This window comes from Nocardia aurantiaca (genome assembly GCF_009708175.1).
Lineage (GTDB): Bacteria > Actinomycetota > Actinomycetes > Mycobacteriales > Mycobacteriaceae > Nocardia > Nocardia aurantiaca.
This window is the reverse complement of the sequence record NZ_WMBB01000008.1, coordinates 274923-296741: the sequence shown is the minus strand read 5'-3', so window position 1 is coordinate 296741 and position 21819 is coordinate 274923. Positions and strand designations below refer to the sequence as shown.

The following is a 21819-nucleotide window of genomic DNA, read 5'->3' as shown; positions in this document are numbered from 1 at the left end:
GGTTGTCCACACATGTCACCGTTCTGAGGCATGCTGATCACGTGTTCGATGCCCATCTCCACATCTTCGATCCGCGGTTCCCGCTGGTCGAGAACGAGGGCTACCTGCCCGACCCTTACACCATCGCCGACTATCGCAAGCGGATGTCCCGCTTCGACATCGACGGCGGCGCCGTGGTCAGCGGGTCGTTCCAAGGCACCGATCAGAGCTATCTGCTGGCGGCCCTCGCCGAACTCGGCGAGGGCTGGGTGGGCGTCACCAACCTGCACGTGGACGCCACCGATGCCGAGATCATCGAGCTGAACCGGGCCGGGGTGCGGGCCATCCGGTTCAACCTCAAGCGCGCGGGCGGAGACATCGTCGGGCTCACCATGCTGGCGCTGCGGGCCTACGAACTGGCCGGTTGGCATGTCGAGCTGTACATCGACGGATCCATGCTGGGCTCGCTGGAACCGGTCATCACCAAGCTGCCCAAGCTGTCCATCGACCACCTGGGCATGTCCGATGAATGCCTCCCCTATCTGCTCAACCTGGTCGATCGCGGCGCCAAGGTGAAGGCCTCGGGCTTCGGCCGGGTGACGATGAATGTGGGTGCGGCCCTGCGCAAGATCCACACCGTCAACCCCGAAGCCCTGATGTTCGGCAGCGACCTGCCCGGTACCCGCGCCGGGCGGCCGTTCCGCGACGCCGACATCTCACTGCTCGCCGACGCGCTGGGCCCCGACCTGCACAAGGTCCTCGACGACAACGCCCGCGCCTTCTACGGCCTGCCGGCCAAGGATCGCCTCTTCGAGGATCCGAACCCGACCATGCGCATGGCCGCCGGCGAACCGCCCACCCTGCGCCTGCCGCGATCGGAACTCCCGGGGGCCCCTCCGCCGGACACCCTGCCGCTGCCGATCATCGATCGCTAGATCATCGGGCGCCCGCTCGGGGCTCGGGCGGATTCGAGTTATTGTCATACCGTCAACACCGGCTCGTGGGCCGGTGCACAGGTGATTCGACGACGAACCGAGGTAGGGCGTGAGCACTCCATCCACCGACAAGCAGGGCCCGCTCGCGGGCATCCGGGTTGTTGAACTGGCCGGCATCGGCCCCGGTCCGCACGCGGCACTGCTGCTCGCCGACCTCGGCGCGGACGTGGTGCGAGTACAGCGGCCCGGCCAGTTCCCCGGCTTCATGGAGCGCCCGCAGTGGCGCGGCCGCACCATCGTCGAGGCCAATCTGAAGGACCCGGCCGACATCGAGAAGGTGCTCGGGCTGATCGAGAAGGCCGACGTGCTCATCGAGGGGTTCCGTCCGGGCGTCACCGAACGCATGGGCCTGGGCCCAGACGTCGCGCTGGAGCGCAATCCCCGCCTGGTCTACGGCCGCATGACCGGCTGGGGCCAGTACGGCCCGCTGGCCGACCGCGCCGGGCACGACATCAACTACATCTCGCTCACCGGTGTGCTGAATGCCATCGGCCGCAAGGGCGAACGCCCGGTGCCCCCGCTGAACATGGTCGGCGACTTCGGCGGCGGCTCCATGTTCCTGGTCTTCGGCATCCTGGCCGCGCTGGTGGAACGGCAGAACTCCGGCAAGGGCCAGGTCATCGACTCCGCGATGATCGACGGCGCGCTGGCGCTCTCGCACATGATCTGGGGCATGAAGGGCATGGGCCTGTGGTCCGATGAGCGCGGCACCAACCTGCTCGACACCGGCATGGCGTTCTACGACACCTATGAGACCTCCGACGGCAAGTACATGGCCGTCGGCTGCATCGAGCCGCAGTTCTACGCGGAACTGCTGCGGGGCCTGGAGATCTCGCCGGAGGGCCTGCCCAACCAGCTCGACCCGGCCGGGCAGGACCAACTGCGCAAGCTGTTCGCCGACAAGTTCAAGACCAAGACCCGCGACGAGTGGTGGGCGATCTTCGAGAACACCGACGCCTGCACCACACCGGTCCTCACCTTCACCGAGGCCGAACAGAACCCGCACATCCAGGCCCGCACCGGCCTGATCGACATCGACGGCGTCGTGCAGCACGCCCCGGCCCCGCGCTTCTCGCGCACGCCGTCGGGCGTCCCGACTCCGCCGCCGAACGCGGGCACCCCGATCGACACCGTCTGGGCCGACTGACCTTTCCCGCACAGCTGAACGCCCCCTGTGGAATTCCACAGGGGGCGTTGACTTTTCCGATGCGGTGGCGAGGCCCGAAATTACGGGGCGACGAGCTGGATGTCGAGCTCGATGGCGATCTTGTCGCTCAGCATGGCGTTCGGCATGCCGGGGGCGACGCCGAAGTCGCTGCGCTTGATGGTGCCGGAGGCGGTGAAGCCGGCGTGCTCCTTGTTGTCCTGCGGGAAGACCTGGACGCCGCCCCACTCGACGTCGAGGGTGACGGGCTTGGTGATGCCGCCGATGGTGGCCTCGCCGGTGACCTCGAACTCCTCGGCCAGGGTGACCGGCTCGGGGACGCGGAAGGTCAGGTGCGGGCGGTTGGCGACATCGAGGATGTCCGCGCTGCGGACGTGGCCGTCGCGCATCTCGTTGCCGGTGTCGAAGGAGTCGAAGTAGATGGTGGCCTCGATGGCGGCCCGGCCGGACTCGTCTACCACGAAGCCGGTTTCGAAGCGGTTGAAGCGGCCGCGGACCTTGGAGATGCCCAGGTGCTTCACGGTGAAGTTGACCGAGGAGTGGGCGGCGTCCAGGGTCCAGGAGCCGGGGGCGAGGGTGGTCTGCTCGGAAGTCGTCATGCCGATGACAATAAGTGGACTCCAGTCCGGTTAGCCAGGCCGTGGTTATCCGGGGACTGCCAGGGCGCGGATAGCGGAACCAGGACCAGGCAGTATGGAAGGGTGTCCCGTTCCGAATTCGCCGAGTTCCTGATCGCCCGACGCGCCCAGCTCCAGCCCGAGGACGTCGGTCTGCCCGCCGGCCGCCGGCGGCGCACACCCGGCCTGAGGCGCGAGGAGGTAGCCGCGCTCGCCGGTGTCAGCGCAGACTACCTGGCCCGGCTGGAACAGGGACGCGACACCAACCCCTCCACCGCCGTACTGGCCGCCCTCGCGGATGCCTTGCGGCTCAACGAGATCGAGAAGCACCACTTCGGCAAGCTGGCCCTGGGCCTGGAACAGAAGGCCCCCTGCCCCTCCTCCGGGCAGGCCCGGGAACAGGTCTCGGAGACCATTCAGGCGGTCATCGACGCCCTGCAGCCGACACCCGCCTTCGTGCTCGGCCGCTGGCTGAACCTGCTGGCCGGAAACCCCTCCTTCCACGATTTCGCCGAACCGCTCGGCATGTTCGAGGCGGAGGCGCACGGCAACTTCGCGATCTACGTCTTCGCCCACCCGGCCGCCCGGAAAACCTTCCTGAACTGGCCGGACGTCGCCGATATGGCCACCTCCGCCCTCCGCGCGGCCCAGACCCGCTTCCCGGACGACCGGTCGGTCGAAGCCACCATCACCAGTCTGAATCGCTACCCGGAGTTCGAGCGGCGCTGGCGCGAGCACCGGCTCACCGATTTCCGCTCCCTCGTGCTGAAGATTCAGCACCCGCTGCGCGGCGCCGTGGAGGTCGAGGTGGAGACCCTGGATCCGGCCGCCGACCAGACCGTCATGGTCTGGCTGGTCGACCGCCGCCGGGCCCGCACACCCGGGTTGCGGCTGGTCAACGAATAAAACCGCAGGTTCTGGGGCTTTCGTTCCCGCCGTTCGGGCCGGTCGGGCGCACTACAGTTGTGCCATGGCTCGGAATTGGCCGATTGTCGAGCGGAAGAACGAATTCGAATCGATCAGGTCGACACTCACCGGCGACCAGTTGGTCGGGGCGGTGCTCACCGGCGACGCGGGGGTCGGCAAGACCACGCTGGCGCGGTTGGCCACGGCCGCGGTCGGCGGCAATATTCGCTGGGTCGCGGGGACCGAGTCGGCGCGCAGCATTCCACTCGGGGTCTTCGCGCACATGGTGGGGGTGTACACCGTCCACGATCCGGTGACCTTCATGGCGGCCGCGCGCGAGGCGCTGCTCGCCGACGGGCACACCGTCATCGGCGTCGACGACGCGCATCTGCTGGATCAGCTCTCGGCCACCCTCCTGCTGCAGCTGGCCATCGACAAGGCCGCGCACATCGTATGCACCGTGCGCAGCGGGGTGCCGGCGCCGGACGCGGTGACCTCGCTATGGAAGGACGGGCACCTGCTGCGCATCGACCTGAAACCGTTCACGCAGCGGCAGAGCGTGGAACTGGTGGAATCGATGCTGGGCGGGCAGCTGGAGGGCTTCACCGCGAACCTGATGTGGGAATCCTCCGGCGGTAACGCGCTTTTCCTACGACACCTGGTCGAGGGCGCACTGGAGGCGGGGAGCCTGCGGCAGGTCAGCGGGGTGTGGCAATTGCGCGGGCGCGCCGCGGTCACCTCGGAATTGGCCGCGCTGCTCGAGGATCGGGTGGAGCAGCTGCCCGAGTCGGTGCTGCGGGTGCTGGAGCTGCTCACCTTCTGCGAACCCATCGATCTGGACGTGCTCGCCGAACTCGCGGGTGAGGAGGCGGTGGAGTCCGCCGAATCACGGAGTCTCATCAGGATTGTCGAGAACAACCATCAGCTGCTGGTGCGCTACAACCATCCGCTGTTCGGCGAGGTGATCCGGCGGCGGCTGGGTATCGCGTCGGCGCGGCGGCTGCGCGGGCAGCTGTATTCCTCGCTCCGGGACCGGCCCATCCACTCCGCGTCAGAGCGCATCCGATTGGCCGAATTGGCCTTGGACAGTGACAAATCCGCGGATCTGGAGCTGTTCGAGGCGGCGGCCGCGGACGCCATCACCTTGGCGAATCTGCCGCTGGGAGAACGCTTCGCGCGCGCGGCGGTGGAACGGCAGGGCGGCGTTGAGGCCGCGGATCTGCTGGCCCGCGCGTTGCTGTGGCAGGGCCATCGGATCGAGGCCGAGCGCACGCTGGCCGCCTTCGATCCGGACCGGATGAACGAGGTGCAGCTGGCGCGCTGGGGCAGCACCCGGGTGGCGAACCTGCTGTGGTCCATGGGCGACGCCGACCGCGCCGACGCGGTGCTGGAGTCGGTGCGCAGCCGGGTCACGCATCCGAAGATCGTCGCGGCACTGAATGGTCTGGCGTCGGCGTGCGCGGTCAACGAGAACCGGATCGAGGAGGCGCTCGCCCTCGCCGAACCGGTCATCTGCGCCCCGGACGCGCCGCCGTGGGCGGTGTACTGGGCCGCGTTCGGCGGCGGGCTCGCACTGGCGCTCATGGGGCGCGGTGAAGCGGCCCGACAATACGCGGCGCGCGGGCACACCGTGGAGCCGCACATCGACGGGCTGAACCGGTTCATGTTCACGCACGCGGAAGTCCTGGCGCTCACCTTCACCGGCGAGCTGGAGGCCGCGCGGCGCTGCGCCAATACGCCCTACCCGTTCCACTCTCCCGGCCAATATCTGGCCTGGGGCATGGCCAAGATCCTGCAGGGCACCGTGGATGTGGCGCAGGGCCAATTCCCGCAGGGCATCGACAATCTGGAGCAGGCGCTGGCGGCGCTTACCACCGAGGGCGCGGCGGCCTGGATGTTCCCCGCGCAATTGCGTCTGGCGGAGGCGTACTCGGCGCTCGGGCGGCCCACCGAGGCCGCGGAAGCGATTGCGGCCGCGACCTTCCGGGGCGGCCGGCACAGCGCCGTCTACGAGGCGATGCTGGAGTTGGCGCGCGCCATGCAGGCCGCGGCCGAGGGCACCGCGACGCCCGCCATCCGGCTCGCCATCGGCGCCGCAGATCTGGCCGCGCGCTCCCACCAGCACGCCGTGGAGGCCATGGCGTTGCACACCGCGGCGCGCTTCGGCGATCACTCCGTCGCGGACCGGCTGGCGGATCTGGCGGCCCGTATCGACGGACGGCTGGTGCAGGTGCAGGCCCGGCACGCGGTGGCGGTCGCGGCACACGACGGACCCGGATTGGATGCCGCCGCAGCGGAATTCGAGGCGATCGGGGCGCTGCTGTCGGCGGCGGACGCGGCCGCGCAGGCGGCTTCCGCGCACGAACGGGCGGGCGACCGGCGGCGCCTGCTGGAATCCGCGGCCACCGCCAATCGGATGGCGGCCGCCTGCGGTGGGGCGTCGACCCCGGCGCTGCGGCGATCCGCGCAGCCACTGCCGCTCACCGCGCGGGAACGCGAGATCGCGAATCTGGTGGCGGCCGGATTGTCCAACCGGCAGATCGCCGATCGGCTGACCGTATCGGTGCGCACCGTGGAGGGGCACCTGTATCGGGCGTGCATCAAGCTCGATGTCACCGATCGCGAGGCGCTGGCGGATTTGACGCGCGGTGGGACACCATCGAGCGAATCAGACGACTGATTCGATCGACATTCGGTATACCGCGACGGCCCCACAATGCGCGATGCGTCTTTTCGCGCACGGGCAGTCCACTCGAACAACTGGGAAGAACTCGGGCGAGCAACTCTCATTCGGTCAACCTCCCGCGCAGTGTGAACCCGTCGAGAGTCACACCTGGGGCGCGCCGCGCGGTGAGTCGGGGCGCGAACTTCGCACCCCCAATTCAGTGCTCTGACATGCGGAGACGCTTCAGCACCGGAATCGCGGCAACGCTCCGCCGGGTATGGGTGCGAATTACCGGCATCGATGGACGGTCCCCGGACCGATGAAGCGAAATATGTTCGGAAGGCGGGTGTTTCGGCGTGCGTCGTCGACATCGTGAAGTGGAGAGCAACCTGGCTCGGCGGGCGATCGTCGTGGGCGCCATTCCATTGGCGCTGGCCCTGGCCTGCTCGAATACGAATGACCAGCCGGCCGGGGCGGCCCAGGCCGGCCCGAACCGGTCGGCGGCGCCGCAGCCCGGCGGCGCGCAGACGCCGAACACTACCGATACACCGGTGGGAAATCCGCAGCCCGGAGCGGCGCACCAGGGCGACTCCGATACCGGTGCCACCGCCTCCGGTGGCGTCCTTCCCGGGCCGCGCCTCAACTCCGCCCAGCCCGGTGTGGCCCTGCCGTCCGGTGACCAGGACCGTCCCGGCTCGCGCCCGAGGTCGGCGCAGCCCGGTGTCACCACACCGAATCACCCACTGCCGCAACCGCAGTCGCAGCCACGGGCCGATTACCCGATCCCGGCCGACTTCCGCCCGGTCCCCGATCACGAAGCGGCCCCGGCGGTGAACTTCCAGACCCTGCACGCCCCGACCGCGGTGGACCCGGTCCTCCCGATCGCCCCGCCGCCGCGCACGGTCCGCATCGGGGACTTTTCCACCCCGGCCCCGGATCAGCTGCCCGACAGCGTTCTCGACGCCGTCAACGGCGTGGCCGCCGACACCGAGGCGGGCCTGGCCACCGGCCTCGACTCCATCGGGGTGAACCCGAGCCGCTCCGACAAGATCGCGGCGGGGACGCTGGGCGGCGCCGCGATCGGCGCGGGCATCGGAGCCGGTCTCGCGGGCGTACCGATGGCCGCACTCGGCGGGGCCGGCGGCATGCTCATCGGCGCCGGGATCGGCGCTGTCACGGGCGTGACGATCGGCGCTGTCGGCGGCGTCGCGATCGGCTCGCTCGCGCCGATCGACATGGTCGGCGGCGGAATCGGCGGCACGCTCATCGGCGCCGGGGCCGGCGCCGTGGCCGGAGCCGCCGCGCTCGGTGTTCCGGCCGCCCTCGCGGGTGGAGTAGCGGGCGGGGTGGCCGGTGCGGCGATCGGCGGCTTCCTGGGCGGCGCGCTCTGACTTGCTCGGGGCGTAGCGGAAACGCGTTCGGCCTCGCCCTTGGTCCGTACCTGTCGACGAATCACGAAGATACGAGGAACCTCATGAGAAAAGCACTGCGCACCATCGCCATGGCCGGAGCTGTCGTCGCTGTCGGCGTGATGAGTGCCCGGACGGCGTCGGCGACCGTCCCGGTCGCGACCCCGGAACCGGGTGGCGTGATTCGGTTGGATCCCGCTCCCGGCGAGTTGTGGAATTGTGGCGGCTGGAGCCTCCGAGCGCCGTTCGCCACGTCGGACCCGCTGTCGGGTCTCGCCGCAGATCGCCCCCTCTACCTGCACTTCACACCCGGCGCCGATGTCTGGGTGTTCTGCGAGGGCAGTGCGGCGCCGTTCATCCACTGGGGACCGATCGTCAAGGCCGGCTCCTAGCGAGCGGGCCGTCGGCAGTCGGCGTTCGCACGATTCCCCTGATGCGAACACCTTTCACGTATGCGGGAACCAGTCAGAACAGCGTCGGTTCGCCGAAGCCGGGGGTGCGCTCGATTTCGAGCAGACGCTGTTTGGTGGTGAGGCCGCCGGGGGCCGAGAAGCCATGCAGGGCATGGTCGGCGGCCAGCACCCGGTGGCAGGGGATGATCAGCGGAATCGGGTTGCGGCCCAGGGATTGTCCGACGGCCTGGGCTCCGCCTGGTGCGCCGATGCGGTTGGCGACCGCGCCGTAGTTGAGGGTGTGGCCCGGGTCGATGGCCCGGGTCACCTCGTAGACGGCGCGGTCGAATTCGTTGAAGGCGCTGGTGTCCAAAGGGATCCAGCGCAGATCATCCAGATCCCCGGTCAGGTGGGCGCGAACCAGGTCGATGGCCGCGGCCATGTCGGCGCCGGGCTCGGCCTCGTGAATGTCGGCGAGACGGTGACGGCGCAGGATGTGGGAGCGGGTGGCCGCCGGGTCGCGGTCGGGGAGGGCGAAGCGCAGGACACCGGTGGCGCTCCAGGCGATGGCGCAGACACCGATCGCCGTGTCGAAGAGCGCCGCGGACGCCAGGGGTCGGGCCGGGGCGGACATGAGGCCAGTGTGCACGGTGGCACCGACAAGATTTCGATCCAAGTCCAGTTGGCTAGAACTGGACTGTTTCTTCACGGCACGGAATCGCAGATAGGGCCGCCACGGCCGATCCAGCATCGGGGCGGAGCGAGGCGATGGCGGCCAGGTCCGAATACTGCCGGGACGCTTCATATTCGGCAACCGACCAGTCCGACATCGGGGCATGGGGACGGTAGCGCTCCAGCAGCACGCCCCAACGTTCGCCGGGCTTGGGCGCGCACCGGTATACGAGAACGGCGAAAGCGGCGACGATCACGATGGAGACCAGCAGAGCGACCATGACCCCATGGTGGCCTCGCTGCGTACTTGAAGAAAATATCCAGTGCCCCGATACTGGCCTGTATGGCGACACGAGTGATCGGCGCGGCCAGCCTGACGCGCGACCTGGGCCGGTGGCGGAACGACGAAGGTGCCACCATCGACAACGGGAAGCGGTCCGCACGACCCGCGTACGTGGCACTGGCGGAAAGCATCCGCCTGCTCATTCATGACGGTCGCGCACCCCTCGGCGTGGCTCTGCCCAGCGAACGGGACCTGGCCACCAGCCTCGCGGTCAGCCGGACCACCGTCACCTCCGCGTATTCGCTGCTGCGCGAGCACGGTTACCTGATCAGCCGCCAGGGCTCGCGCAGCACGGTGGCGCTCCCGCCGACCGTCGTGCACGATGGCGCGAAACCGGCCCGCAGCATTCTGGCCATGATGGCGCAGCCGGAACTGCCGACCATCGATATGACCTACGCCGCCATGGCCGCCCCGCCGCAGATGACCGAGGCGTACTCCTTTGCACTGCAAGGGCTTCCAACCTATCTCGGTACGCACGGCATGGACCCGGTCGGCGTGCTCATGCTGCGCGAGGCGCTGGCCCGGCGCTACGCCGAGCGCGGGCTACCCACCGAGCCGGACCAGATCCTCATCACCCTGGGTGCGCAGCACGGCCTACGACTGCTGCTGAATGTGCTGACCACCCCGGCCGAGCGGGTACTGATCGAGCACCCGACTTATCCGAACGCCATCGAGGCGATTCGCGATGTGGGCGCGCGCCCGGTGCCGGTGCCCATGCGCCCCGACGGCTGGGATCTGGACGGAATCCGCAGTGCCGCACGGCAGACCGCGGCCAGCGTCGCCTATCTGATCCCGGACTTCAACAATCCGACCGGTCTCCTACTAGACGCCGAGGGCCGCGCGGAGCTGGCCGCCATCGCCCGCGAGACCCGCATGACGGTGATCGTGGACGAATCGATGGTCGACTTGAACCTCGCGGACCTCGAATCCCCGCCCCCCGTGGCCGCTTTCGCGCGCAATTCGGAGATCGTCACCATCGGCTCGGCCTCCAAGTCCTTCTGGGGCGGCCTGCGCGTCGGCTGGGTCCGCGCCAACCAGGCACTCATCACCAAACTCCTGGGCACCCGCTCCACCGTCGACCTCGGCACCCCCGTCATGGACCAGCTGGCCACCGTCCACCTTCTCCGCAACGCGAACGAAATCCTCACCACCCGAAGGACGCAACTCCGCTCCCGCCGTGCCATCCTCCTGGAGACCCTCGCCGAGGAACTTCCCGACTGGCGCATCACCGCTGGCACCGGCGGCATGTCCCTCTGGGCCCAACTTCCCGCCCCGGTCTCCACCGCCCTGGCCGCCACGGCGCCCAACCACGGCGTATTACTCGCCGCCGGACCACGTTTCGGCGTCCAGGGCGCCTTCGAGCGCTTCATCCGTCTCCCCTTCACCCACGAGGAGCCGGACATTCGCATCGCCGTGAAGTCCATCGCGGCCGCCTACGCCGCTCTCACCCCCCACGCCGCGGATCCACTGGCCCCCCTCATCACCTACTGAACCTACTGGGCGCGGCTGTCACGACCCGGCGGTACCGTGCGCCGCGTCAGTGATGGATGTCGCGTTCACAATCGGCCGCCTTGCCCGAGAAGCGCAGCGCGTGGCGGTCAGTGCCACGCCGGCCGAACTGCTGACCCGTGAGAGGCCGCAATACGAGGTGACCGTCTCCCCTGGCGGCTCCGACAACGGCTCGCTCATCCCCGCGGATTCGCCGTACCCGGTGATTCTCAGCCAGTTCTACCTGTGGCGGCCGGAATTCGAATCGAACCTGACCCAGCGGATAGCCGAACTCGTACCGGCCGCCGAGGTGAGCTTCGACCGGCGCCGACCGGACAAGAGCAGCTGAGACGCGCTCGAAAACGTTCGCCCCCACCGCGATTCCTCACGACAGGGGCGAAATGCCTTGCGGTCCCGTGGCTTCGGCTCAGCCGAGGATGTCGTGGCGGACGATGGTCTGGTCGCGGCCGGGGCCGACGCCGATGCAGGAGACGCGGGCGCCGGAGAGCTCTTCCAGGCGCTTGACGTAGGCCTGGGCGTTGGCGGGGAGGTCTTCGAAGGCGCGGGCTCCGGAGATGTCCTCCCACCAGCCGGGCATCTCCTCGAAGATGGGCTTGGCGTGGTGGAATTCGGTCTGGGTGGTGGGCATCTGCTCGACGCGCTCGCCGTCGATCTCGTAGGCGACGCAGATCGGGACGGTCTCCAGGCTGGAGAGCACGTCGAGCTTGGTGAGGAAGTAGTCGGTGATGCCGTTGACGCGCGTGGCGTAGCGGGCGATCACGGCGTCGAACCAGCCGGTGCGGCGGGCGCGTCCGGTGGTGACGCCGACCTCGCCGCCGGTCTTGGCCAGGTAAGCGCCGGACTCGTCGAAGAGCTCGGTCGGGAATGGGCCAGAGCCGACACGGGTGGTGTACGCCTTCAGGATGCCGAGCACCGTGGTGATCTTGTTGGGGCCGACGCCCGCGCCCACCGCGGCACCGCCCGCGGTGGGGTTGGAGGAGGTGACGTACGGGTAGGTGCCGTGGTCGACGTCGAGCAAGGTGCCCTGCGAACCCTCCAGCAGCACGATCTCGTCGCGCTCCAGCGCCTGGTTGAGCAGCAGCCGGGTGTCGGCGATGCGGTGTCTGAAGCCCTCGGCCTTCTCGAGCACCTCGTCCACCACCTGCTGCGGGTCCAGCGCGCGGCGGTTGTAGATCTTCACCAGCACCTGGTTCTTGAATTCCAGTGCGGCCTCGACCTTCTGGGTGAGGATCTTCTCATCCAGCACGTCGGCCACGCGCACGCCGACACGGGCGACCTTGTCCTGGTAGCAGGGGCCGATGCCGCGGCCGGTGGTGCCGATCTTCTTGTTGCCCAGGAAGCGTTCGGTGACCTTGTCGATGGCCACGTGGTACGGCATGATCAGGTGCGCGTCGGCCGAGAGCAGCAGGCGGGAGGTGTCCACACCGCGCTCTTCCAGACCGGCGAGTTCGGCCAGCAGTACGCCCGGATCCACCACCACGCCATTGCCGATGACGTTGGTCACATCGGGGGTGAGAATGCCGGACGGGATCAGATGCAGCGCGAAGCTCTCACCGTTCGGCAGCACCACGGTGTGACCCGCGTTGTTGCCGCCCTGGTATCGAACTACCCACTGGACGCGGTCACCGAGCAGATCGGTCGCTTTGCCCTTGCCCTCGTCGCCCCACTGGGCGCCGATCAGCACGATTGCCGGCATGTGAGTGTCTCCTACGGGTTCGACGCGCAGCACCCCGGTGCTGCAGCTACCCGCCGTCAGAAGGCGGTGGCCGTAGGCACACTTTACGGGATGTCCCATGAGCCCACGGGGCGGCATACCCGCAGTTCGCGGCCCGGCTCGATTCTGGACTGCGCTCCGCGGCCCCGCGCTTGCAGCGGTGGAGCGAACGACTCCGCAGACCTTCCTTGGAGGAGTGGAGGATCGAGCTTCCGGCTCGATGAACCCTCGCCTCGGCCGCGAATCGCCCGCAGCGAAGCGTAGGGCGAATCAGACAGCACAGTGAGGACAGCGCGGCAAATGAGACAGGGCTATGGTGGCACGGGGAGAGGGACCGGCAGGGGCCCATCGGAGACGCAGCGAGGCGGATAGGTGTTGGTAAGCCAGAGGAGGGTGTTCGGCAGTTGAGTACCCATGTTCTCCGCTGCGACGGCGCGCCCGTACCCATCGCGCTGGCATCCCTGCCCCTGACCCAGACCTCGGCCATTCCCGATACCAGCGACCTGGACGAACTGCTCCCCGTGATGGCCGCCGACAGCCTGCCCAGGCTCATCGTCCTCGGTGAGGACGCCGGGTTGGCCGCGGTCCTCACGCATCTCATGCGCACCGAACGTCTCGGCGTCGAAATCGGCTATGTGCCCATCGATCGCACCTACGGCTCCCGCGCCTACGAGACCGGCACCGGCTCCGCCGCCGCCAAGCGCGCCCTGGAGGGCAAGGCCACCGAGACTCCGCTGATTCGCGACGACACCGGCAAGGTGCTCGTCGGCCGCGCCACCATCGTCGGCGAGGCGGGCGCGAAACTCGAGGGCGAGGCGTACGTCGACGACACCCGGCTGTTCACCGGAAAGATCGCGGCACTGCATGTTTCGCCCATGCTGGAGATGCCCGGCCTGCACGCCAGCGTGCAGCGCGGCCTGCGCAAGAAGCGCTGGATCGAGGGCCGCGCAATGCAATTGGGCACCAGCGGCGCCATCGTCACCCGTGACGGGATCACCACCGATCGGGTGGTGAAGCGCTCCACGTTCTATCGACACCACGAGCCTTGGCTGCTGGTTCGCTGATTCGCCCCCAGAATGGGAATCGGCGGTCCGGACGAGCCGACCAGTTGGGAGTATGAGGTGAATTACCCGCGCACGGTGGGACGGGCGTTCGGAGCGGTCCGGCCCAGTCCGGTGTTCCTGCTCGTGGTGGTGATCACGGTAGTGGGCGGGGTCCTGGCCTGGGACGCCGACTACGGTTCGCGGCAAGCACAATTCGGCGTCTTCATCCTGGTGGTCGCGGGCTGGATCGTGTCGATCTGCCTGCACGAGTTCGCGCACGCGTATGTGGCGTGGCGGGCCGGGGATCGGGAAGTCGAGATACGCGGGTATCTGACGCTGAATCCGCTCAAGTACAGCCATCCGCTGCTGTCGATCGCGCTGCCGGTGGTCTTCATCGCGCTCGGCGGGTTCGCACTGCCGGGTGGCGCGGTGTACGTGCACTCCCACAATTTCAGCCCGCGGATCCAGCGGATTCTGAGCGGGGCGGGGCCCGCGGTGAACGCGCTGTGCGCCATCGTGCTGCTGATGATCGTGCGGTTCTACGGCAGCACACATTCGCACGCGGCGTTCTGGTTCGGGCTCAGTTATCTTGCGTTCCTGCAGATTACGGCGACGGTGCTCAATCTCATCCCGATTCCGGGCACCGACGGATACGGGATTGCGGAGCCGTCGCTGAGCTATCAGACGCGGCGGTCGCTGGATCAGATCAAGCCGTTCGGCATCCTGATCCTGTTCGCGCTGCTGTTCACGCCGGAACTCAACCGGGCCTTCTTCGACGGGGTCAACGCGCTGTTCGAGCTGTCCGGGCTGCCGGGTGGCTGGTGGTCGGCGGGCAGCTCGCTGACGCGCTTCTGGCTCTGACGAATATTCGGCCGCGAGCGGATCGGACGGGCCGCCCGGACGACCCGGTAACCGGGCGGCCCAATCGCAGCGACAGCGGTCCGGAGGTACCGTCGCCACCGTCTCCGCGACTCCGGGAACCGGATTACCCCTCGCGAGTCCGGTCTGATACGAACGGTAGAGGGGCACACACGGTTCGACGCGAGTATCGCACTACCCGAAGTTCAAGAGCAGGTACCCGCTGCTGAATCGGACATACCCGCAGTTCGGGCGGGCGCACCCGCGGATCAGTCGATCGGCGTGACGTAGGGATGCGCGACCGTCGGGGGCAGCAGCGCCATGGCGGACAGCCGGCGCACCCCGCACACCTGCATGAGATCCACCACGATGGAACGCAATTGGGCGAAGACCACATGTGCGGACAGGCCCGCGCCGGCCACCAGATCCTTGGTCGCGCCCTTGCCGACCGACCTCAGCACACGGGTCGCCTCGGCGGGATCGGGCTTCTCGTCCGGATCGGCGAGCATCATGCGGCGCACCACATCCACCGCCCGCCCGAGCTTTTCGACCTCCGCGATGAGACCCGGATTCAGCACCTCGTCGTCGCGCACCGAGGTGAGGGCGCGGCGCAGCAGCACGCGGGTATTGCGGACCGCGTTGTCGAGCGGGTCCGCGGCCTCGCGCAGGCGTTGCAGGCGGGCGCGAGAGTTCCAGTACAGCGGGGAGATCCGCATGATCTCCTTGCTGCCCTCGAGGGTGTTGCGCATGGCGTCGATCGCGCCCTGGGTGCCGCGCGCGGTCTCGAGGGCCTTCTTGATCTTCTCGGCATCCTGCTCGAGCAGGCCGTCCGCGCAGTCGGTGAGTGCCTTGCCCATCACGTCGAGAATCCCGGCAGCCTGCTCCCGGGCACGACGCACCGGATGCAGCGGGATCGCCGCCACCACCACGATGCCGACCAGACCGCCCACCAGGGCGTCGATCATGCGCAGGGCCGCAGCGCCATTGCCGGGCGGGTAGAGCGTGGCCACCAGCACCGCGGAGCTGGCCGCCTGCATGGTGATGACCGGTCCGCCGTCGAGAAACACGGCCGTGCACATGGCGATCACCACCAGCAGCACGATCTGCCAGCCGCCGGTGCCCACCCGGGTGACGAACAGGTCGCCGATGCCGATGCCGACGGCCACGCCGACGATCAGTTCGATCGAGCGGCGTAGTCGGGCGCCGAACGACAGACCGATGGAGATCATGGCGGCTATGGGCGCGAAGAACGGATGCTCGTGCCCGATCACATTGTGGGCGATGAGCCAGGCCACGCCCGCGCCGATCGCACACTGCACGATCGGCAGCAGGGACGATCGGACCCGCGCAGCGGCCCTGCGCAGGCGGGTGACGCCGCTCTCCCGGGCAGCGTCGATGGTTTCGCCCAGGCCGTCGCTCAATTCAGTCCAGGCCGAGTTCGGCCGCGGCGCGCGGGTCGCAGTCCTCGAGCAGGTCCAGGCAGCGCGCGTACTCCTCGGTCTCGCCGATGGCGCGGGCCGCCCTGGCGAGCGCGCCGACGCTGCGCAGGAAGCCCCGGTTGGGCTCATGGCTCCACGGCACCGGGCCGAACCCCTTCCAGCCATTGCGGCGCAACAGGTCCAGGCCGCGGTGATAGCCGGTGCGGGCGAAGGCGTAGGCGGCGATGATGTCGTGGTTGATCTGGCCCTCGGCGGCTTCGCCACGCTCCAGGGCCGCTTCGGCCAGATGGGCCCAGGCGATGGAGGCCGACGGATGCGCCGCGGCGACCTGCACCGGGTCCTGTTTCTGGAGCAGCGCGTCCTCCGCGTCGATGTTTTCCGGGAGAAGGACCGGCTGCGGTCCGAGTAGATCGCCGAAGGAGGTCATGCCGATCATTCTGCACCGCCGCCCGGAATGCTCAGTAGGCTGACCGTCGAATCACAGTTTCGCCGATCCGAGGGGTGTAGCCGCGTGTCCGACCCGAAAGACGACCAGCAGCCGCAGGGTCCTGCCGACCCTGCCCCCGGCGCCCAGGACACCGCCACCCCCAAGGCTCCGACCGACCAGTCCGCCCCGCAGCCGGGCGCATCGAGCGATGCCGCCACCGACGACGCGCCGCCGACCGCCGCCACCGAAGCGATCCCCTCCGCCAACTCCCGCACCGAGGAGATCCGCACTGGCGCACCCAAGTCCGGACCGGCCGGTTTCGCCACCATCCATTACGAAGCGCCCAAGGTCGCCGGACGGCAGCGCACACCCGGTGGCCAACCACCGGCCGCCGCCCGCCAGGGCTCGGGGGCATTCGTGCCGCAGAGCACCCCCGGCGGACAGCCGTCGGCCCCCGGATCCGCGGCGGGACCGACCTCGACCTCCGGCAACCCGGCCCCCGGCGCACCCGCTCGGCAGAACGCGCCCGGCGGACAGCCCTCCGCTGGATCCTCGGCGACCGGCGGACCGGCCGAACGCCGGGGCACGAACGCGCCCACGCCACAGAACACCGCAGGCGAACGACCCACCGGCACTGGACACACCGCACCCGGCGGACAACAGCCCGGCACATCCCCCACCGCTGGAACCGCCGGTTCGACAGAACGACAGGGCACGAACACGCCCACGCCACAGAACACCGCGGGCGAACGACCCACCGGCACTGGACACACCGCACCCGGCGGACAACAGCCCGCTGTGGGCGGCGGACAGCGGCCCGGTGCATCCCCGACCGCTGGCGCGGCCGGCGCACCCGCCGGTTCGACGGCACGCCAGAGCGCGAACGCGCCCACACCACAGAACTCGGCGGGTGAACGGCCCGGCGGCGATGGGCAGACCGGATCCGGTGGACAGTCCGCGGCCGCGGGCGGCGCACAACCGCCCGGTGGACCGGCGGCGGCTGGATCGGACGGAGTTCGGGGCTCGGGTGCGCGGCCGAACGCGGGCGGCGGTCAGCCCACGGGCGGTCCGGGGCCGGGGGCCGCGTCCCCCGCTGATGCTCCTACCCAGTTCATTCCGATTCAACGGCCGGGTGGGGAGAAGAACACTGCCGGTGGTGACGCGCCGGCGGACGCGACGACCCAGTTGATCCCGATTCAGCGGCCGGACCGGGCCGGGAAATCGGGCGGGGCGGGTCAATCCGGTTCCACGCCTTCGGATTCCGGACAGGCTGGCCGCGGCGCGGGTGGTGCGGCGGCTGCCGGTGGCGACGCCGCGGAGGGCGGTTCGGTACAGGCCGAGGGCGCAGCATCGGAGAAACCCGCGCCGGAGGATGTCCCGACCCAGGGGATGCAGCAGTCACCGCGTGACGGCGGCGATTCGAGCGGTCGGCAGGGTGCTGGGAACAAGGGTGCAGCACAAGAGGATTCGGGGCAGCGGGGCGGCGCTGCGAAGGACGGTGCCGCGAAGGACGGCGGCGAGGAGACCGCGGCGCCGGGCGGACCCGGGGCGGGCTCGGGTGCGCAGGATGGCGGGTCCGCACGTGGCGGGGACGCGGAAACCGTTGTGATCAAGAAGGTTCCGAATCCGGCGGATGCCGCCACCACTGCTTTGCCGATTGTTTCGGGTGAGCAGGGCACGGAGAAGATTCGGGTTTCGGGACCGCAGGGGCGGGCGGTCAGTAAGCCGCCCCAGACGCCTCGGGTCAACGCGGGGCCGCGGAATGTGGGACCGCGCGGGGGTGCGCCGGCACAGGACGCGCCGGTCGAGGAGACTCGGCCCTCACCGCCGCGGCCGCCGATGGGGCCGCGGCGACCGGCTACCGCACCGTCGCCGGCGGATATGCAGCCGACCACGCCGGGGCAGCCGATCGGCGGCCCGCGCATTGCTCCGCCGCAGCGGGTCGGGGCGGGCGCGCCGCCGCAAGGGCCACGTGGGCCGCAGGGTCCCGGCGCACCGCAGGCCCCCAATGCGCAGCAGGGTCCCGGCGCACCGCAGGGACCGGGCGGACCGCAGGCCCCCAATGCGCAGCAGGGGCCGGGTGCACCGCAGGGCGGGCCGGGACAGGCTGGGGGACAGGGCGTTCAAGGGGATGGATCGCGCACCTTGGCGCAGCCGCAGCGGGTTCCGGCGGCCGCGGAGGCGTCCGATGGGACGGCGAAGGCGGCCGGTGGATCGAAGAAGCTGTGGATCATCGTCGCAGCGGCCGTGATCGCGGTGATCGCGATCGTCGGTGTGGTGTTCGCAGTGGTGAAGCACAATAACGACACTTCGCCGGAAGCCTTGGTGCAGAAGACGATCACGTCGTACACGGACGCGCTCAATGCCGGGAACCTGGCCGCCCTGCGGGCCGTGACCTGCGGTGCGCAGCACGACTTCTACCAGAAGATCTCGGCCGACCAGTTCGCGAGCGTCTACAAGACGTCCCAGGACCAGAAGAGCATTCCGCAGGTGAAGAGCGTCGACGCCATCCAGATCACCGGCGACACCGCGCTGGCGCAGGCGACCGTCTACACCGCGGCGGATCCGTCGAAGACGTCGGCGCGCACCTTCGATCTGCGCAACGAGGGTGGTTCGTGGAAGGTGTGTGACCCGCAGAACGGGCACTGACCCATTCCCGAAATTGCCCTGAAGCAGTCGGGGCCCCGGTCGCGATGAACATCACAAAGACCTGGTCAACAGTCCGGCACGTGGGTAGAGTGTGCCGGATTGTCTGGGCCAGCCATTTCGGCGTTCCGGCACTTCAGCGGTTGTACGCCGTCCAGGGCATTCTCGGACAGAAGTCCAGGGCAGTGTCCGACAGAAGTGGTGCGGGCCCACCGGGTTTCGATTTGCAGGGAGCTGAACACCATGCCGGAAACGGCAGAGGCCACTGAGGCCACCGCGGCCGAACTGGTCGGACGGCACTTCCGTGTCCGTGATCACTACGACGTCGGCCGCGAGAAGATCCGCGAGTTCGCGCGTGCCGTGCGCAACGAACACCCCGCTCACCACCGCGAGGACGACGCCGCCGGGCTCGGCTACGGTGGCCTGCTCGCCTCGCCGACCTTCGCGTCGGTGATCGGCGCGGCCACCACCCGCTCGCTGATCGGGTCCGTGCTCACCGAGTACGACGTCTCCCAGATCCTGCAGACCGACCAGGTCTTCGAGTACTACCGCCCGATCCTGGCCGAGGACCGCCTCGGCGTGGATGTGGTGGTCGAGAACATCCGCAGCTTCGGCGACAACGACTTCATCACCGTCAAGGTCACCCTCACCGACGCCGACGTACTGCCGGTGCTGGTCTCCACCACCACCATCGTGGCCCGCAAGGGCGTCGAGATCGATCCGGCCATGGTCGAGACGGTGTCGGGCGTTGTCATGCACGGCCATGTCGTGCAACCCGGCGAATTCGACGGCGACCCGACCGGTCTGGTGCTGCTGGCCCCCGAGGAGGTCGCCGACCCGGCCGCGCCCGCCGCGCCGCAACCGGTCCACACCATCCCCACCGCCGCCACCGTGACCGCCGGCACCGAGCTGCCCGCCGCCAGCGTGCCGGTCACTCGCGGCGACCTGGTCAACTACGCCGGCGTCTCCGGCGACCCGAACCCCATCCACTTCAGCGACACCGCCGCCACCCTGGTCGGCCTGCCCACCGTGGTGGCGCACGGCATGCTCACCATGGGCCTGACCGCGGGCTACCTGGTGGACTGGCTGGGCGACCCGTCGGCGCTGGGCAAGTTCAGCGTCCGCTTCTCCGGCTTCGTACCGGTCGAGCCGACCGCCCCGACCATCATCGAGTTCACCGGCAAGGTGAAGTCGGTCGACGCCGCCCGGGGCGCGGCCACCGTCGTGCTGGGCGCGACGTCGGAGGGCAAGAAGCTGTTCGGCCGCGCCATCGCCGAGGTTCGGCTGTCCTGATCGGACACCTCGAAACGACGGGCCGCATCGCGGCCCGTCGAAGTCGACTACCGTCCTCGTTCCTTCCTCCCTACGTGACAACCGATTTCACTACGTTGGGGGTAACTCCTCGGTAGACACCCAAGTTTGGTCCCGCACCCGGCCGCCGGCACCGCGTGCGCGATGGTGAACGGCTCTCAGCCGGGCACTGAAGTCTCGGGGAGGCGATCCAGCGTGGCGTGCATCAGGTAGACGTTGTAGTCGCTCCAGGTCGACATGGTGAAGTACAGGTCGTTGCCGGTCGACCACGGGTGGATGAAACCGCCGTACAGCTCCGGGAATTGCAGTGCGCTTACCGTGACCGCACTGTCGGACCACACGCCCTGCGGTGAATCCGATTCCCGCACAACCAGAGCCGCCTTGGCCGTGTCCAGATAACTCATCTGCCACACCTTGCGGTTTTCGTCGTAGCGCACCGACAGCTCACCGGCGGGCGCGTCGACAATCGGTGTGGCGGTGACCAATCCGTTCTCCGCGGGCAGCCATGCGCCGCTGTTCCAGTACTGGTAGGCGGTCGGGTTGAGGACCTGTTCCTTGGGCACCCGGGCCAGGCCCACTCCGCCGAGCCGCGAGTTGGGGATGCCGAACATGTACACCCAGTCCCCTTGCGGCACCATCGACGTCACCTGGAAATTGGAGAGTCCGAAGATGTTCTCCCACTTGGCGTACGGGTCCTTGGTCCAGTGCTCACCGTGGTCGTCGGAGTAGGCGATGCCGCCGTAGTTGGTGTACCAGGTGCCGGGACCGCTGTTCCAGGTGCGGATCGACATGTAGCTCATGTACTGCCGGTCCCCGAGGGCGAAGCCAGAGGTCGGAATGGTGGTGATCTCGATATTGTCCATCTTGCGGCTGCTCAGTATTTCCGCGGCGTGGCAGCGATCGTCGGTGACCATGCGGTCGAAGACGACACCGTTGGCCAGATCCCGGTTCTTACTGAAGGCCAGCAGATTCGAGCGCCAGTCCTCACCCATGCCGCCCGGCGGATGGAAGTCGCGGCCGACGGTGTCACCGAAGGCGATGGCGATCTCGTCGGGCGCGCTCTGCCACATGATCCCCAGGTCGGTGCCCTGCACCTGCCAGCGCTTGTCCGTGCGGTTGACCGAGTTCGCACCGGTCAGCTTGGACACCTCGCGCACATCGGAGACCTGCGGCGTCGGCCGGGCAGGCACCTGCGCGGCGGCCTCGATCGGCGGGTGCGCCGGGTCGGGCCCGGGCGGCAGCGGCTGCGGATTCGGATTGGGGAAGGCGAAATTGAACGGCTGCGGACGCAGGATCAGTGTGGGCAGGCCGAGCTGTTCGGCCAGGCTGGGCGGCGGGGCGGGCGTGTCGGTGAGGTCCGGGCAGGGGTTCACGCACGGATCCGACGGCAGCTCCATCCGCACGCGCTCGGTCTTCTCCGGCAGCGGTCCGGTGTCGACCGTGATGACCGGGTAGACCACGGGCATCTCGACGGTCTTGGGAATCACCGACTCGTGCTGCGGCTTGGCGTCGGAGGCGCAGGGCCCGATGCCGGGAACGGCCGGTGCCGCACCGGGATCCGGATCGGCGACGGCGACCGGCCCGTCCGCTCCGACCAGAACGCCCGCTCCGAAGATCACCGCCCCCGCAGCTGCCAGGAGCCGCTTGGCCATTCACTCAACCCTCTCGATAATCCAGCTCTCCGGACACATCCGGGCACAGACCCTACCCCCGGGGCCCGGCGAACCAC

The 21819-nt window shown here is 69.0% G+C and carries 19 protein-coding genes; 12 read left to right on the top strand and 7 right to left on the bottom strand.

Features of this window, described 5'->3' with window-relative positions:
• The first annotated feature begins 41 nt into the window (after nucleotides 1-41).
• Together GLP40_RS19080 and GLP40_RS19075 are read left to right on the top strand one after the other, a co-directional pair.
• Nucleotides 42-914: an amidohydrolase family protein gene (locus GLP40_RS19080; protein WP_328290368.1), complete on the top strand. Its 873-nt coding sequence runs from the start codon at nucleotides 42-44 to the stop codon at nucleotides 912-914.
• 109 nt (nucleotides 915-1023) lie between these two features.
• Nucleotides 1024-2121 (top strand): CaiB/BaiF CoA transferase family protein, encoded by a 1098-nt coding sequence (locus GLP40_RS19075; protein ID WP_328290367.1) that lies wholly within the window; start codon nucleotides 1024-1026, stop codon nucleotides 2119-2121.
• An 80-nt stretch (nucleotides 2122-2201) separates the two neighbouring features.
• Here the strand turns inward: GLP40_RS19075 and GLP40_RS19070 are convergent, their stop codons facing one another.
• Nucleotides 2202-2738 (bottom strand): YceI family protein, encoded by a 537-nt coding sequence (locus GLP40_RS19070; protein WP_154789264.1) that lies wholly within the window; start codon nucleotides 2736-2738, stop codon nucleotides 2202-2204.
• A gap of 102 nt (nucleotides 2739-2840) precedes the next feature.
• On the opposite strand from GLP40_RS19070, the gene GLP40_RS19065 reads away from it, so the two are divergent.
• From GLP40_RS19065 to GLP40_RS19050, 4 genes are all read left to right on the top strand, one after another.
• Complete coding sequence (locus GLP40_RS19065; RefSeq protein ID WP_328290366.1) at nucleotides 2841-3662, top strand: MmyB family transcriptional regulator; 822 nt, start codon at nucleotides 2841-2843, stop codon at nucleotides 3660-3662.
• 64 nt (nucleotides 3663-3726) lie between these two features.
• The gene (locus GLP40_RS19060) at nucleotides 3727-6342 is read left to right on the top strand and encodes a helix-turn-helix transcriptional regulator (protein WP_154789263.1); all 2616 of its coding nucleotides are present in this window, start codon (nucleotides 3727-3729) and stop codon (nucleotides 6340-6342) included.
• A gap of 341 nt (nucleotides 6343-6683) precedes the next feature.
• Nucleotides 6684-7718, top strand: a complete 1035-nt coding sequence (locus GLP40_RS19055; RefSeq protein ID WP_154789262.1) for a hypothetical protein — start codon at nucleotides 6684-6686, stop codon at nucleotides 7716-7718.
• 83 nt (nucleotides 7719-7801) lie between these two features.
• A complete protein-coding gene (locus GLP40_RS19050) occupies nucleotides 7802-8128 on the top strand; it encodes a hypothetical protein (RefSeq protein ID WP_154789261.1) in 327 nt (108 codons plus the stop codon).
• 73 nt (nucleotides 8129-8201) lie between these two features.
• Here the strand turns inward: GLP40_RS19050 and GLP40_RS19045 are convergent, their stop codons facing one another.
• Together GLP40_RS19045 and GLP40_RS19040 are read right to left on the bottom strand one after the other, a co-directional pair.
• Complete coding sequence (locus tag GLP40_RS19045) at nucleotides 8202-8762, bottom strand: methylated-DNA--[protein]-cysteine S-methyltransferase (RefSeq protein WP_154789260.1); 561 nt, start codon at nucleotides 8760-8762, stop codon at nucleotides 8202-8204.
• A gap of 52 nt (nucleotides 8763-8814) precedes the next feature.
• Nucleotides 8815-9081, bottom strand: coding sequence for a hypothetical protein (locus GLP40_RS19040; RefSeq protein ID WP_154789259.1), 267 nt, complete (start codon nucleotides 9079-9081; stop codon nucleotides 8815-8817).
• 62 nt (nucleotides 9082-9143) lie between these two features.
• Between GLP40_RS19040 and yczR the strand changes: the two genes are divergently transcribed.
• Nucleotides 9144-10634, top strand: a complete 1491-nt coding sequence (gene yczR, locus GLP40_RS19035) for a MocR-like transcription factor YczR (RefSeq protein WP_154789258.1) — start codon at nucleotides 9144-9146, stop codon at nucleotides 10632-10634.
• Between the two features lie 100 nt (nucleotides 10635-10734).
• Entirely contained in the window at nucleotides 10735-10980 is a 246-nt protein-coding gene (locus tag GLP40_RS19030) for a hypothetical protein (RefSeq protein WP_154789257.1), read from the top strand.
• Nucleotides 10981-11058: 78 nt separating this feature from the next.
• Here GLP40_RS19030 and GLP40_RS19025 read toward each other — a convergent pair whose 3' ends face one another.
• Nucleotides 11059-12348, bottom strand: coding sequence for an adenylosuccinate synthase (locus GLP40_RS19025; protein WP_154789256.1), 1290 nt, complete (start codon nucleotides 12346-12348; stop codon nucleotides 11059-11061).
• Between the two features lie 422 nt (nucleotides 12349-12770).
• Here GLP40_RS19025 and GLP40_RS19020 point away from each other — a divergent pair, with 422 nt between their 5' ends.
• On the top strand, nucleotides 12771-13430 hold the full coding sequence (locus tag GLP40_RS19020) for a hypothetical protein (protein WP_154789255.1): 660 nt from the start codon (nucleotides 12771-12773) through the stop codon (nucleotides 13428-13430).
• A 57-nt stretch (nucleotides 13431-13487) separates the two neighbouring features.
• Nucleotides 13488-14270 carry a site-2 protease family protein gene (locus GLP40_RS19015; protein WP_328290365.1) on the top strand — a complete coding sequence of 261 codons (783 nt, stop codon included), beginning with the start codon at nucleotides 13488-13490 and terminating at the stop codon, nucleotides 14268-14270.
• 266 nt (nucleotides 14271-14536) lie between these two features.
• On the opposite strand, the gene GLP40_RS19010 is transcribed toward GLP40_RS19015, so the two are convergent.
• Both GLP40_RS19010 and GLP40_RS19005 read right to left on the bottom strand, forming a co-directional pair.
• Entirely contained in the window at nucleotides 14537-15688 is a 1152-nt protein-coding gene (locus GLP40_RS19010; RefSeq protein ID WP_230329696.1) for an FUSC family protein, read from the bottom strand.
• Between the two features lies 1 nt (nucleotide 15689).
• A complete protein-coding gene (locus GLP40_RS19005) occupies nucleotides 15690-16133 on the bottom strand; it encodes a DUF3151 domain-containing protein (RefSeq protein ID WP_154789254.1) in 444 nt (147 codons plus the stop codon).
• An 84-nt stretch (nucleotides 16134-16217) separates the two neighbouring features.
• Here GLP40_RS19005 and GLP40_RS19000 point away from each other — a divergent pair, with 84 nt between their 5' ends.
• Together GLP40_RS19000 and GLP40_RS18995 are read left to right on the top strand one after the other, a co-directional pair.
• Nucleotides 16218-18782: an Rv0361 family membrane protein gene (locus GLP40_RS19000; protein WP_154789253.1), complete on the top strand. Its 2565-nt coding sequence runs from the start codon at nucleotides 16218-16220 to the stop codon at nucleotides 18780-18782.
• 240 nt (nucleotides 18783-19022) lie between these two features.
• On the top strand, nucleotides 19023-20072 hold the full coding sequence (locus GLP40_RS18995; RefSeq protein WP_154789252.1) for a fused (3R)-hydroxyacyl-ACP dehydratase subunits HadA/HadB: 1050 nt from the start codon (nucleotides 19023-19025) through the stop codon (nucleotides 20070-20072).
• A 176-nt stretch (nucleotides 20073-20248) separates the two neighbouring features.
• Here the strand turns inward: GLP40_RS18995 and GLP40_RS18990 are convergent, their stop codons facing one another.
• On the bottom strand, nucleotides 20249-21742 hold the full coding sequence (locus GLP40_RS18990; protein ID WP_154789251.1) for a DUF4185 domain-containing protein: 1494 nt from the start codon (nucleotides 21740-21742) through the stop codon (nucleotides 20249-20251).
• Nucleotides 21743-21819 lie beyond the last annotated feature (77 nt).